Here is a 13,376-nt window from a genome sequence, read left to right as displayed (position 1 = left end):
GCCGCTCAGGCCTCCCCTGCCGGACGTCGCGCCTCCCCTGCCGGACGTCAGGACTCCCCCGCCACCACCGCCCCGGCCTCGTACGCGAACACCACCGCGTGCACCCGGTCGCGCAGCCCGAGCTTGCTCAGCACATTGCTGACATGCGTCTTCACGGTGTGCTCGCTGACCACCAGTTCGGCCGCGATCTCCGCGTTGGACAGCCCGCGCGCGATCAGCCGCAGCGTCTCCTGCTCGCGCACGGTCAGCTGCTCCAGCAGCTTGGACGGCGGCCGCTGCGCCCGGTCCGGCGCCCCCGGACGGCGGGCGGCGAACTCGCCGATCAGCCGCTTGGTCACCGAGGGCGCGAGCAGCGCCTCCCCCGAGGCGACCATCCGCACCCCGTGCGCCAGGTCGTCCCGGCGGACGTCCTTGAGCAGGAAGCCGCTGGCGCCCGCGTACAGCGCGTCGAAGACGTAGTCGTCGATGTCGAAGGTGGTCAGCATGATCACCTTGGTGGACGGGAACTCGGCGCACACCCGGCGGGCCGCCTCCAGCCCGTCCATCACCGGCATCCGGACGTCCAGCAGCAGCACGTCCGGGTTGTGGGCGCGCACCGCCTCGACCGCCTCGGCGCCGTCGCACGCCTCGGCCACCACCTCGATGTCCGGCTGCGCGTCCAGGATCATCCCGAACCCGGCCCGCACCAGCTCCTGGTCGTCCGCGACCACCACCCGTATCGACGTCATCCGCCCACCCTCTCCACCACGCCCGCCGGCCCCAGCGGCAGTCGGACACTCACCAGGAACCCCTTGCCCTCCGGCCCCGGACCGGCCTCGGCCCGGCCGCCGCAGGCCGCCGCCCGCTCGCGGATGCCGACCAGCCCGCGCCCGCCGGACCAGCCGGCCACCGTACGGTCGGCCTTCAGCGGCACGCCGCGCCCGTTGTCGGACACCACGACCTCCAGCACGTCACCGGTGCGCCGCACCCGGATCGCGACCCGGTCGGCCCCGGAGTGCTTGACGGTGTTGGTCAGCGCCTCCTGCACGATCCGGTACGCCGCCGCCTCCACGTCGGCGGGCACCGCGCCCAGCCCGTCCGCGAGTTCGAACTCCACCCGCAGGCCGGCCCCGCGCACCCGCTCGGCCACGTCGGCGAGTTCGGCCAGCCGGGGCTGCGGCGCCAGCTCCCGCCCCGCCTCCGGATCCTTCAGCACCCCGAGCACGCGCCGGAGTTGGACCATCGCGTCACGGCCCGAATCGGCGATGGTGTCGAAGGCGCGGATCGCCCGCTCCGGCTTGTTGTGCACCACCAGCGGCCCGGCCTCGGCCTGGATCACCATCAACGACACGGCGTGCGCCAGGATGTCGTGCATCTCCCGGGCGATCCGGGCCCGCTCCTCGGCGACCGCCCGGGCCGCCTCGGTGGCCGCCCGCTCGCCGGCCTCCCGCGCCCGCTCCGCCTGGATCCGGGCCAACTCCCGCTGGGTGCGCACCAAGGCGCCGAAGACGAAGGAACCGCCCGAGGTGAGCACGCTGAACAGCGCGCCGTTCGGCGAGTGGGTGCCGATCACGTTGGCGACCACCACCACCGCCAGCACCGGCCAGCGCTGCCGGTCGGGGAAGCGCTCCGCCACCGTGTACATCCCGATCACGGCGTACAGCGGCACCTGCGGGTTCGCCGAGTGCGCCACCACCGACAGCACCAGCGACGGCACACTGCCGACGATCAGGGCGGTCAGCGAGACGCGGCGCCGCCAGGGCAGGTACAGCGCGGTGGACACCGCCAGCAGGTAGACCCACCAGGGCCAGTCCGTGTCGTCGTTGTAGACCGCCCAGACCGACACCGCGGCCGAGCAGACCGCCAGGAAGGTGTCCAGCACGTACGGGCTCAGCCCGGTCGTCCGTGTCCGCCAGCGCGCCACGCGCTCCACCGTCGCACCTCCCCCGTACCCGGGGGCCCCGCCCCCGCGGAGAAGATCATGCCCTACCGGCAGAACCTCCGGCACCGCCCGGTCAGGCACCGCTGACCGTCACACCGCCGGTCTCCGCCCGCGCGGTGATGCTGTGCGCCGCGCCCGGCTGGGAGGGGATGCTCACGTCCGTCCCGCCCGTCGTGGCCCGCGCGTCCACCGTGTACGTCTCCCCGGACGGCACCTTCAGGTTCACCCCGCCGTTCGAGGTCGTCGCCTCCACCTTCGCCGGCGCGCCGGCGAAGGTGGCCCGCACTCCCCCGTTCACGGCGCTCAGCCGCACCTGCGGGGAGGTCAGCCCACCGGCCTCGACCCCGCCGTTCGTCACGTCGGCGTCGACCTCGGCGGCCAGCCCGGACAGCTTGATGCCGCCGTTGCCCTCCTTGACCCGCACCTTGGTCCCGGCCGGCACCCGCACGGTGTAGCCGATCCCGCAGGAGTCGCAGTCGTACGTCAGCCGGAGCACGCCGTCCTTGATCTCATGGGTGCTCTTCGGCGCGTCCCCCTTGTAGTTCTGGTTCTCGACCACGTGCACCGCATCGTCGCCGCCGGTCACCACCACGCCGCCGTTCTGCCCCTCGACCACCAGCTCCTTGACCTGCTCGGCCACCCCGTAGCTGACCGTCCGGTGCTCCTGGTCGTCCCCGATCGGCAGACAACCCGACATCCCGACCAGCACCCCAGCGGTGATCGCCATCGCGCCCAGCACTCGCTTCATTTCCGGCCCCTTCACAAGCCCCGTCATCCCGACACCGAGAAGCCTCCCGCAGCGGCCCCTCCGCCACCTCCCCCGCCGGAGCGGTTCCCTCGGCTCCCCCGCGAGGGGGAGCCGAGGGGAATTCGCGGAATCGCCGACGGCGCGGCCGGTTCGCGAGTAGCTTGTTTGCCCGCGCTCAACCACCCACGCCCACCCCTGCCGAGGCGAACACAACGAGGGCTGATCAGCCATGGCCAACACGCCGTCCGGCGGACCCGGTCCCGCGACCGGCCACGGCCTCGACGACCGCGTGCCCTTCCTGGCCAGGCTGGACCACGCCGACCGCAGCGCACTGCTCGCCCTCGGCCGCCGGCTCAGCTACCCCGCGCGGTCCACCGCGCTGCGCGAGGGCGAACCCTCCGACCACGTCCTGCTCGTCCTGCACGGCTGGCTGAAGGTGACCGCCGCCGCCGAGAACGGGTACGAGGCACTGCTCGCGCTGCGCGGACCGGGCGACATCGTCGGCGAGTCCGCCGCCCTCAGCGGACGACCTCGGGCGGCCACCGTCACCGCGCTGGAGCAGGTCGAGGCCGCCGCCGTCGACCGCGCCACCTTCACCGATTACCTGCAACGCACCCCCGCGGCCTCGATGCAACTGCTGGCACTCTCCACCGACCGGCTGCGCGCGGCCGACCACCACCGGCTGAAGTTCGCCTCGCTCAGCGTCAGCGAGCGCCTCGCCGACCTCCTGCTGGAACTGGCCCGCACCCACGGGCGCCGGACGGACGAGGGCATCGTCATCTCGGTCCCGCTCAGCCAGCAGGAGCTGGCCGGCTCGGTGGGCGCCTCCCGGGAGGCCGTCGCCCGACTGCTCAAGTCCCTGCGGGACCGCGGCATCGTCGCCACCAGCCGCCGCTCGCTGGTCATCGCGCGCCCCGACCTGCTCCGGAGGCCCGGTCAACTCCGTTGATCCGTACAGAGGTTCTGTGCACACCGTCACAGAACGAATGCCTCACCCGCGCTCACGCCACCGTGCCCGCACCGGGCAGGCTGAGGCCCGATGACGAACCGAGAGGTGACCATGACCGAGCCGGTGAACCACACCATCCTGCTGCTGGACATCGAGCAGTTCGGCCGGCGGGACGACGTCGAGCAGGCCTTCATGCGCCGGATGCTCTACTCCGTCCTGCACGAGACACTGCGCAGCGCCGGCATCGAACCCGCCGAACAGCGGCTGGAGGACCGCGGTGACTCGGTGATGGCCCTGATCAGCCCCACCGTCCCCAAACCCAAACTGCTGCACGCCCTGATCAACGAGACCCCCACCCTGCTGCACGCCAACAACCGCCTCGCCGCCGACAGCGCCCGGGTGCGGCTGCGGATCGTGCTCGCCGCCGGCGAGGTCGCCGTCCAGGAGCTGGGCGGAGCGCTCGGCGGCGTGGTCGGCTGGGACCTCAACCAGGCCTTCCGGCTGCTCGACTCGACGGCCCTGCGGGAGGCGCTGAAGCACCGGGACGGCCCGTGCGTGCTCAGCGTCTCCGACGCGGTCTACCAGGGCATCGTCCGACACGGCCACGGCGGGCTGCCGACGGACGCCTTCCACCGGATCACCGTCCAGGGCAAGGAGGGCGACTTCCCCGCCTGGCTGTACGGCGAACCGGCGCCGACGCCGGTCGCCGTCCCTCCGGCCCCCCAGGGCATTCCCATCGCGGCCGCCGCCCCTTCCGCCTCCCCTTCCGCCTCCCCATCCGCCGCCCCTTCGGCTGGCCCGGCCCCGGCCCCCGCCGCCCCTTCGGCCGACCCGGCCCCGAGCTCCGCCGCCGCCCCGGCCCCGAGCCGGACGCCCGCCACCTTCCAGTTCCTCGGCGGCTCACCGTCCTTCGGCGGCAACCTGATCGGCGGCGACCAGCACGTCGTCTCCGGCGGCGAGGTCCACGGCGACGTCAACACCGGCAACACCGTCGGCGGCGACCGATGACCGCCACCCCCGAGCAGGAGGCCTCCCAGCAGCCGGCCGACCCCGACCAGGACGGCGCCGAACTCCAGGAGGCCCCGCCCGAGGAACCCCAGAACGCCTGGGAGGCCGCCCAGGAACTGCTGGAGCACGTCCCGGACGCCTTCGCCGGCCACGGTTTCCTCTTCGCCGGCGGCAACCCCCGCTTCGGCGGCGACCTCGTCGGCGGCGACCAGCACACCGTCTCCGGCGGGCAGGTCCACGGCGACGTCGTCACCGGCCACAAGACCACCGTCTACCAGCTCGGCTCCGCCTTCGGCGCGCCGCTGCACGCCTCGGGCGAGGTCCCTCTCGACGAACTCGCCGCCCTGACCTCGGTCTTCCAACCCGGACCGGACTTCGATGACGCCATCCGGCAACTTCGCGAGCAGCGGGTCCTGATCCTCACCGGCCGTGCCGACACCGGTCGCCGCTCCGCCGGGCTGATGCTTCTGCGAGTGCTGGGTGCGCGGCAGGTCCGCAACCTCGACCCCGATGTCTCCCCCGCCTCGCTGCTCACCGGCGCCGAGCAGGCCAAGGGTTACCTGCTCGCTGACTACACCACCTCCCGGACCCGCCCGCTGCGCCGCCCCGACCTCGACCGTCTCCGCGAGACCCTCACCAAACAGGACGGCTACCTGGTCATCACCACCGTCCGATCCGGCTCGATGCGTGAACTGTCCACGGTCGACTGGCAGCCGCCCGACCCCCGGGACGTGCTCCGCAAACATCTGTCCGCTCGGCTGGCGCACGTCTCGGCCCCGCCGATCAAAGAGCTGCTCGCCCTCGACCCCGTCCGGGAGTTCCTGGCGCAGAACCGGCCGATGCGGGAACTCGCCGAGTTCGCCGTCGCGCTCTCCGAGTACTCGCCCGGAACGGACAAACCCTCGAACCTCACCAACTTCGGCCACGGCGTCGTCCAGGAGCAGGTCGGCCGCTGGTTCGGCGACCCCGAACTCCCGATCCGCGAAAAGGCGTTCCTGATCTCCCTGGCCGTCTTCGACCACGCCCCGTACCCGCTCGCCGCCGAGGGCGCCGACAAGCTGTTCCGCCGACTGGAGACGATCCGCACCCCCGGACGGCCCGACGGTATCCCGCCGTTCGGCAGCTCGATCGAGGAGCGGATGACCCTCGCCCGGGCCGAACTCACCGAGGAGACCGAGCAGACCCCGTGGGGCCCGGTCCCGCAGCGGATGGCCTCCTTCCTCGACCCCCGCACCTCGCACACGCTGCTGCGCGAGGTCTGGGCGAGCCATCCCTCCGCCCGCCCCGCGATCACCGGCTGGCTGAACGCGCTGGCCACCGACTCCCGCGCCCTGGTCCGCACCCGGGTGGCCTCCGCCACCGCCCTGCTCGCCTCCGTCGACCTCTCCGCCACGATGAGCGCCCTGCTCGGCCCGTGGTCCGGCGCCAAGGACTTCCGGCTGTGCGTCCAGGCCGCCAACAGCCTCGCCCTCGCGTACCACGCGGGCACCGGCGCCGTCCCGCGCATCCTGCGCAGCTGGGCGGCCGACGACAACGCCCACCGCCGCTGGACCGCCATCCGCTGCTACGCCCTGCTCGGCCCGCTGCTCCCGGCCCAGGCGCTGGAGGCCTTCGCACTGGCCGCCGACCGGCTCACCGCCGCGGAACTCGACCAACTCGCCGCCAAGCTCCGGCTCGGCAACCAGGCCCCGGCCGTCGACCAGCCCAACCGCTACCAGGCACTCGGCCTGGTCGAGGCCGCCGAACTGCTGCTGCTCTCCCCCGAGGCCGAGGAGGCCCTGCGCGCCCTGGTCCGCTGGCTCTCCGGCCCGGCCGGCCTGCGGCAGCTCGCCCTGGCCACCTTCCTGACCGCCGCGCAGCGCACCGAGGACACCGTCGTGGGCCGGCCGCTGCTGCTCGACTGGTACGCCCGGAGCCCGCGCCCCGAACCGGGGGGCGTGGTCAGCGTCACGGTGCTGTCGGCCCCCGAGGAGCCGCCGCCGGTCCGGTCCCTGCTGGCCCTCCTGTGGCGTACGGCCCTCACCGACCGCCTCTACGGCACCGTCGCCCTGGGCGTCCTGCGCGGCTGGCTGATCGGCGCCACCGACCAGCCCGAGACGGACTCCCGACTCACCGAGCTGTTCGACGACCTGGCGGTCACCGAGCGCGACCGCCAGCGGCTCGACCACCTCGTCCGCACCGTCCGCGACGGCGGCCCGGCCACCCTGCCGCCCGCGCCGTCCCCGTCCAGCGGCTGAGGCCGAAGTCCACCCGACCCGTCCCGATCCTGGAGCATCCGCGCATGTCGGCACGACACCGCCCCGACCTCCCCACCGGGGACCTCAGTGACCCGGTCCTGAAGGTCCACCCGTTGGGCCGCTCGCTCGGCCTGCCCAAGCGGCCGGCCGCCCGCGCCGACTCCGCGCTGGTGCTGACCTCGCCCTCCGGCGAGCACCAGGTCTTCCTCCCACCGCACCGCCCCGGCTTCAGCGATCTGGTCGGCCGCGGCTACCAGGCCGCGTACGAGATCGACCTCGGCCTGCACCACCTGCGGATGGTGGAGCGGCTGCCCGGCCGGGACGACGTCGGCGCCTTCGAGGCCGTGGTGGAGATCGACTGGCAGGTCACGGTCCCGGAACTGGTGGTGACCAGCCGGATCGGTGACGTCCCGGCCGTGCTCGTCCCCCGCATCCGGCAGCGGATGCGCGCGGTCACCCGCACCCTCACCACCGACCAGAGCGGCGAGGCCGAACTCGCCGTCCAGCAGGCGCTGGACGAGTACCCGGTCGCCGAGGCCGAGGGCCTGCGGGTGGGCTGCGCCGTCCAGCTCGACATCGACCAGGCCGCCCGCGACCAGAAGGAGCGGCTGCGCGGGTACCACTTCGACACCCAGGCACATCCGCACGCCCTCCGGCAGGTCCAGGAGGCGAACGAGATCCTGGCCGCGAAGGCGAAGTTCTACCAGTACCACCTGGAGCAGGGCGGGGTGGCCGCCTGGGCCCTCCAGGTCGCCGCCCACCCGGAAGACCTGCCGCGGGCGCTCGGCTACCTGAAGGACGAGCAGCAGGAGCTGGTCCAGGGGCAGCTCTCGGTGATCCAGCGGCTGCTCGACCAGGACGCCCTGGAGGACTTCGAACTGGAGGGCCCGCGCCGGGACGCCAAGGCCGCGTTCGAGGCCATCCTGCGCGCCCGGCCCGGCGCCCCGGGGACGCCCCGGCTCGACAAGGGCCCGAACCCGCCGCTCCCCCGGTGAACCCGGGGAACCCGTAGGCGCCGACCTGTTCCCGCCGGTCACCGCCCTGCTGCTGGGCTGACCCGGTTCCGCACACCCGTCCGCACCCGTCCGCACCCGTCCACCGCCGTACGGACGCCGCTGTCGCGCGCGTCCCGTCCCAAGGACTCCGTCATGACCGAACCGACCTATCCGGACGCTCCGCCGCCGCAGTACCCGACGTCCCCGCCGCCCTACCCGACCGTCCCGCCGCAGCACCCGCACGGCGCTCCCCAGCACCCGGCCGCGGCCCCGCCGCAGTACCCCACCGCCGCACCGGAGTACCCGGCCGCGGCCCCGCCGCAGTACCCCACCGCACCTCCGCCCCCGCCGCAGTACCCCACCACCGTCCCGCCGCAGTACGCACCCCCGCCTCAGCGGCAGCCCCACGTCCCGGCCCAGGGCTTCGCCCCGCCGCCCGCACCGCCGCAGCCGCCCGTTCTCGACCCCACGGTCGACATCGACCCGCACACCGGCCGGATCCACCTGGCCGCCCGCCAGCGCGGCGCCGACGCCACCACGATCGGTCAACTGCTGTTCCAGCTCCCGCACTTCCTCTGCAGCCTGGTGGTCGTCGCGATCGTCTCGCTGTTCCTCCCCTCCCCCGCCAACCTGCTGCTGATCGGTCTCTGGATCGCCTCGGGCGCACTGGTCTTCCACCGCCCCACCGAGAAGATCCTCGCCCGCTACCTGTTCCGGATGCGCCCGGCGCTGCACTCCGAGCTGACCCGCCTGGAGCCGATCTGGCACCAGGTGACCGCCAAGGCCGGGGTGAACCCGGAGTCGTACGACCTGTGGATCGAGGACCACAAGAGCATCAACGCGACGGCGGCCGCCGGGCACATCGTCGCGGTCACCCGGTACGCGCTGGACACCCTGCCGGCCGCGCAGCTGGCGGGTGTGCTGGCGCACGAGCTCGGCCACCACCGCGGCGGCCACGCCTGGGCGGGCCTGCTCGGCTACTGGTACTCGCTGCCGGCCCGGTTCAGCTGGGCGCTGTTCCGCTTCGTCGCCGTGATCGCGTTCCGGATCGCCGCGTTCTTCTCGCTGCTCGGCGCGCTGGTGGTGGGGCTGGTCTCGGTGGTCCTGGTGGTGGCCGTGGCCTTCGCCTTCCCGCCGCTGCTGCTGCTCCTCGTCACGCCCTACCTGCTCGCCGCGGTCGGCCGCCGCTCCGAGCTACGGGCCGACGTCCAGGCGGCCGAGCTCGGCTTCGCCGACGCCCTGATCGAGGTCTTCCACGGCTTCCTGCGGGACGAGGAGGCGGCGCTGGCGGTCGCCGCGCGGGAGAACGGCGGCCGGGCCGTCCGCCCGGGCCTCGGTCAGCGGCTGCTGTCCACCCACCCCGACACCCACACCCGGATCCGCCGCCTGGAGGACTGGCGCGCGGCGGCGGCCACCGGCGCGCGCTGAACCCGCCCGCCGAGCAGGCCTGCTGACCACACCCGGTAGCCGGAAACGCCGCAGGGCGGCCACCCCGTGAGGGGTGACCGCCCTGCGATCAGTGACGCGCGACTCAGCCGGTGTACGGGCCGTAGTCGTAGTCGTCCAGCGGAACGGCCTGGCCGGAGCCGGCGCCGAAGGGCGACAGGTCGTAGTCGTCGTAGCCGACGGCCGAGTACATCGCGGCCTTGGCCTCCTCGGTCGGCTCGACCCGGATGTTGCGGTAGCGGGGCAGACCCGTACCGGCCGGGATGAGCTTACCGAGGATGACGTTCTCCTTGAGGCCCAGCAGCGGGTCCGACTTGGCGTGGATCGCCGCGTCGGTGAGGACCCGGGTCGTCTCCTGGAAGGAGGCGGCCGACAGCCAGGACTCGGTGGCCAGCGAGGCCTTGGTGATACCCATCAGCTGCGGACGGCCGGAGGCGGGGTGACCGCCCTCGGAGACCACGCGACGGTTCTCGGTCTCGAACCGGCCGCGCTCGACGAGCTCGCCCGGGAGCAGCTCGGCGTCGCCCGACTCGATGATCGTCACGCGGCGGAGCATCTGCCGGATGATGATCTCGATGTGCTTGTCGTGGATCGACACACCCTGCGAGTTGTAGACCTTCTGGACCTCGGCGACCAGGTGGACCTGGACGGCACGCTGGCCCATGATGCGCAGGACGTCGTGCGGGTTGGTGGCACCCATGGTCAGCTTCTGGCCGACCTCGACCGCCTCGCCCTCGCTGACCAGCAGCTTCACACGCTTCGAGACCGGGTAGGCGATCTCGTCGGTGCCGTCGTCCGGCGTGATGACGATCTTGCGGGTCTTCTCGGTGTCCTCGATCCGCGCCCGGCCGGTGGCCTCCGAGATCGGGGCCACACCCTTGGGGGTACGGGCCTCGAAGAGCTCGACGACACGCGGCAGACCCTGGGTGATGTCGTCACCGGCCACACCACCGGTGTGGAAGGTACGCATGGTCAGCTGGGTACCGGGCTCACCGATGGACTGGGCGGCGATGATGCCGACCGCCTCACCGATGTCGACCAGCTTGCCGGTGGCCAGCGAGCGGCCGTAGCAGAAGGCACAGGTGCCGACGGCCGACTCACAGGTCAGGATCGAGCGGACCTTGACCTCGGACACGCCGTGGCGGATCAGCTCGTCGATCAGCACGTCACCGAGGTCGGTGTTGGCCGTGGCGAGGAGCTTGCCGTCGACGGTGATGTCCTCGGCGAGCATGCGGGCGTACACGCTGGTCTCGACGTCGTCGGCCTTGCGCAGCACGCCGTCGGCGCCCACGGAACCGATCGACAGCTTCAGGCCGCGCTCGGTGCCGCAGTCCTCCTCGCGAATGATGACGTCCTGGGAGACGTCGACCAGACGACGGGTGAGGTAACCGGAGTCGGCGGTACGGAGGGCGGTGTCGGCCAGACCCTTACGGGCACCGTGGGTGGAGATGAAGTACTCCAGCACGGTGAGACCCTCACGGAACGACGCCTTGATGGGTCGCGGGATGGTCTCGTTCTTGGCGTTCGACACCAGACCACGCATACCGGCGATCTGACGCATCTGCATCATGTTTCCACGAGCACCCGAGTCGACCATCATGAAGATGGGGTTCGTCTTCGGGAAGTTCGCGGCCATGGCGTCCGCGACCTCGTTGGTCGCCTGGGTCCAGATGCCGACGAGCTCCTGCTTGCGCTCGTCGTTGGTGATCAGACCGCGCTCGTACTGCTTCTGGACCTTCTCCGCCTTCGCCTCGAAGCCCTCCAGGATCTGGGGCTTGCTCGGCGGGACGATGACGTCCGAGATCGAGACGGTGACACCCGAGCGGGTCGACCAGTGGAAGCCGGCCGCCTTCAGGTTGTCCAGGGTCGCCGCGACGACGACCTTGGGGTAGCGCTCCGCCAGGTCGTTGACGATCGCGGAGAGCTGCTTCTTGCCCACCTCGTAGTCGACGAACGGGTAGTCCTCGGGCAGCAGCTCGTTGAAGAGCGCGCGGCCCAGGGTGGTGCTCAGGCGGAAGGGCTCGCCCTCGAACCAGGTCTGCTGGCCGTCCTCGTCCACCGGAGCGGTCCAGCCGCGCGGCGGGACGGTGCCGGCGCCGAGGCGCAGCTCGATCGGGGCCTGGACGTCCAGCTCGCGGGCGTCGAAGGCCATGATCGCCTCGGCGGTCGACGAGAAGGTGCGGCCGGCGCCCTTCACGTTGTCGCGGTCCGAGGTCAGGAAGAACAGACCGAGCACCATGTCCTGGGTCGGCATGGTGACGGGGCGACCGTCGGCCGGCTTCAGGATGTTGTTCGAGGACAGCATCAGGATGCGGGCCTCGGCCTGCGCCTCCGCGGAGAGCGGCAGGTGGACGGCCATCTGGTCACCGTCGAAGTCCGCGTTGAACGCGGTGCAGACGAGCGGGTGGATCTGGATGGCCTTGCCCTCGACCAGCTGCGGCTCGAAGGCCTGGATGCCGAGGCGGTGCAGGGTGGGCGCACGGTTCAGCAGGACCGGGTGCTCGGCGATGACCTCTTCGAGCACGTCCCACACGACCGGGCGGGCACGCTCGACCATGCGCTTGGCCGACTTGATGTTCTGCGCGTGGTTCAGGTCGACCAGGCGCTTCATCACGAACGGCTTGAAGAGCTCCAGCGCCATGGCCTTCGGCAGACCGCACTGGTGCAGCTTGAGCTGCGGGCCGACGACGATGACCGAACGGGCCGAGTAGTCGACTCGCTTGCCGAGCAGGTTCTGGCGGAAACGACCCTGCTTGCCCTTCAGCATGTCGCTGAGGGACTTCAGCGGGCGGTTGCCCGGACCGGTGACCGGACGGCCGCGGCGGCCGTTGTCGAACAGCGCGTCGACGGCCTCCTGGAGCATGCGCTTCTCGTTGTTCACGATGATCTCGGGGGCACCGAGGTCGAGCAGGCGCTTCAGGCGGTTGTTGCGGTTGATCACGCGGCGGTACAGGTCGTTCAGGTCGGAGGTCGCGAAGCGGCCACCGTCCAGCTGCACCATCGGACGCAGGTCCGGCGGGATGACCGGGACGCAGTCCAGCACCATGCCGTTGGGCTTGTTGCTGGTCTGCAGGAACGCGGAGACGACCTTGAGGCGCTTCAGCGCACGGGTCTTCTTCTGGCCCTTGCCGGTGCGGATGATCTCGCGCAGACGCTCGGCCTCTTCGGCCAGGTCGAAGGTCTCCAGGCGGTCCTTGAGGGCCGCCGCGCCCATCGAGCCGGAGAAGTAGGTGCCGAAGCGGTCGCGCAGCTCGCGGTAGAGCAGCTCGTCGCCCTCGAGGTCCTGGACCTTGAGGTTCTTGAAGCGGGCCCACACCTCGTCGAGGCGGTCGAGCTCGCGCTGCGCACGGTCGCGCAGCTGCTTCATCTCGCGCTCGGCACCCTCGCGCACCTTGCGGCGCACGTCGGCCTTGGCGCCCTCGGCCTCCAGCTCGGCCAGGTCGTTCTCGGCCTTCTTGGCGCGGCCTTCGAGGTCGGAGTCGCGACGGTTCTCGATGTGCTGGCGCTCGACCGAGACGTGCGCCTCCAGGGACGGCAGGTCGCGCTGGCGGCGCTCGTCGTCGACCCAGGTGATCATGTAGGCGGCGAAGTAGATGACCTTCTCGAGGTCCTTCGGCGCCAGGTCGAGCAGGTAGCCGAGGCGGGACGGCACACCCTTGAAGTACCAGATGTGGGTCACCGGGGCGGCCAGCTCGATGTGGCCCATCCGCTCGCGGCGCACCTTGGCGCGGGTCACCTCGACGCCGCAGCGCTCACAGATGATGCCCTTGAAGCGGACGCGCTTGTACTTACCGCAGTAGCACTCCCAGTCCCGGGTCGGGCCGAAGATCTTCTCGCAGAAGAGGCCGTCCTTTTCGGGCTTCAGGGTGCGGTAGTTGATGGTCTCCGGCTTCTTGACCTCGCCGTGCGACCACTGGCGGATGTCGTCGGCGGTGGCCAGGCCGATGCGGAGCTCGTCGAAGAAGTTGACGTCAAGCACTGGTCGTCAAGCCCTCTTTCGTAATTCGAGAGTCTTATCTGTGGTCTGAGGGGGGCCTGGGGGCGGGCCGGCTGCTCGGGACAGCCGGCCCGA

Annotated in this window: 9 protein-coding genes; 5 read left to right on the top strand and 4 right to left on the bottom strand. The window is 71.9% G+C overall.

Annotation, left to right across the window (positions count from 1 at the left end; genetic code table 11):
• Positions 1-47: 47 nt before the first annotated feature.
• From ACGF12_RS04285 to ACGF12_RS04275, 3 genes are all read right to left on the bottom strand, one after another.
• Entirely contained in the window at positions 48-728 is a 681-nt protein-coding gene (locus ACGF12_RS04285) for a response regulator (protein ID WP_393025279.1), read from the bottom strand.
• Entirely contained in the window at positions 725-1,912 is a 1,188-nt protein-coding gene (locus ACGF12_RS04280) for a sensor histidine kinase (RefSeq protein WP_393025276.1), read from the bottom strand. The genes ACGF12_RS04285 and ACGF12_RS04280 overlap by 4 nt, the downstream gene beginning before the upstream one ends.
• A gap of 82 nt (positions 1,913-1,994) precedes the next feature.
• On the bottom strand, positions 1,995-2,669 hold the full coding sequence (locus tag ACGF12_RS04275) for a DUF4097 family beta strand repeat-containing protein (protein ID WP_393025273.1): 675 nt from the start codon (positions 2,667-2,669) through the stop codon (positions 1,995-1,997).
• 229 nt (positions 2,670-2,898) lie between these two features.
• On the opposite strand from ACGF12_RS04275, the gene ACGF12_RS04270 reads away from it, so the two are divergent.
• The 5 genes from ACGF12_RS04270 (at position 2,899) to ACGF12_RS04250 (ending at position 9,286) form a co-directional block, all read left to right on the top strand.
• Positions 2,899-3,618 carry a Crp/Fnr family transcriptional regulator gene (locus ACGF12_RS04270; RefSeq protein WP_393025271.1) on the top strand — a complete coding sequence of 240 codons (720 nt, stop codon included), beginning with the start codon at positions 2,899-2,901 and terminating at the stop codon, positions 3,616-3,618.
• A gap of 90 nt (positions 3,619-3,708) precedes the next feature.
• Positions 3,709-4,626 (top strand): hypothetical protein, encoded by a 918-nt coding sequence (locus ACGF12_RS04265; RefSeq protein WP_393025268.1) that lies wholly within the window; start codon positions 3,709-3,711, stop codon positions 4,624-4,626.
• Positions 4,623-6,863, top strand: coding sequence for a hypothetical protein (locus tag ACGF12_RS04260; protein ID WP_393025265.1), 2,241 nt, complete (start codon positions 4,623-4,625; stop codon positions 6,861-6,863). Before ACGF12_RS04265 ends, ACGF12_RS04260 begins: the two co-directional genes overlap by 4 nt.
• Positions 6,864-6,907: 44 nt before the next feature.
• On the top strand, positions 6,908-7,858 hold the full coding sequence (locus tag ACGF12_RS04255; RefSeq protein WP_393025262.1) for a hypothetical protein: 951 nt from the start codon (positions 6,908-6,910) through the stop codon (positions 7,856-7,858).
• A 153-nt stretch (positions 7,859-8,011) separates the two neighbouring features.
• Positions 8,012-9,286 carry a M48 family metalloprotease gene (locus ACGF12_RS04250; RefSeq protein ID WP_393025259.1) on the top strand — a complete coding sequence of 425 codons (1,275 nt, stop codon included), beginning with the start codon at positions 8,012-8,014 and terminating at the stop codon, positions 9,284-9,286.
• Positions 9,287-9,389: 103 nt separating this feature from the next.
• On the opposite strand, the gene ACGF12_RS04245 is transcribed toward ACGF12_RS04250, so the two are convergent.
• Positions 9,390-13,283 (bottom strand): DNA-directed RNA polymerase subunit beta', encoded by a 3,894-nt coding sequence (locus ACGF12_RS04245; protein ID WP_393025256.1) that lies wholly within the window; start codon positions 13,281-13,283, stop codon positions 9,390-9,392.
• Between the last annotated feature and the right edge of the window lie 93 nt (positions 13,284-13,376).

Origin of the sequence: Kitasatospora sp. NPDC048296, from assembly GCF_043201815.1 — a bacterium.
Lineage (GTDB): Bacteria > Actinomycetota > Actinomycetes > Streptomycetales > Streptomycetaceae > Kitasatospora.
This window is presented reverse-complemented; position numbering and strand designations above follow the sequence as displayed.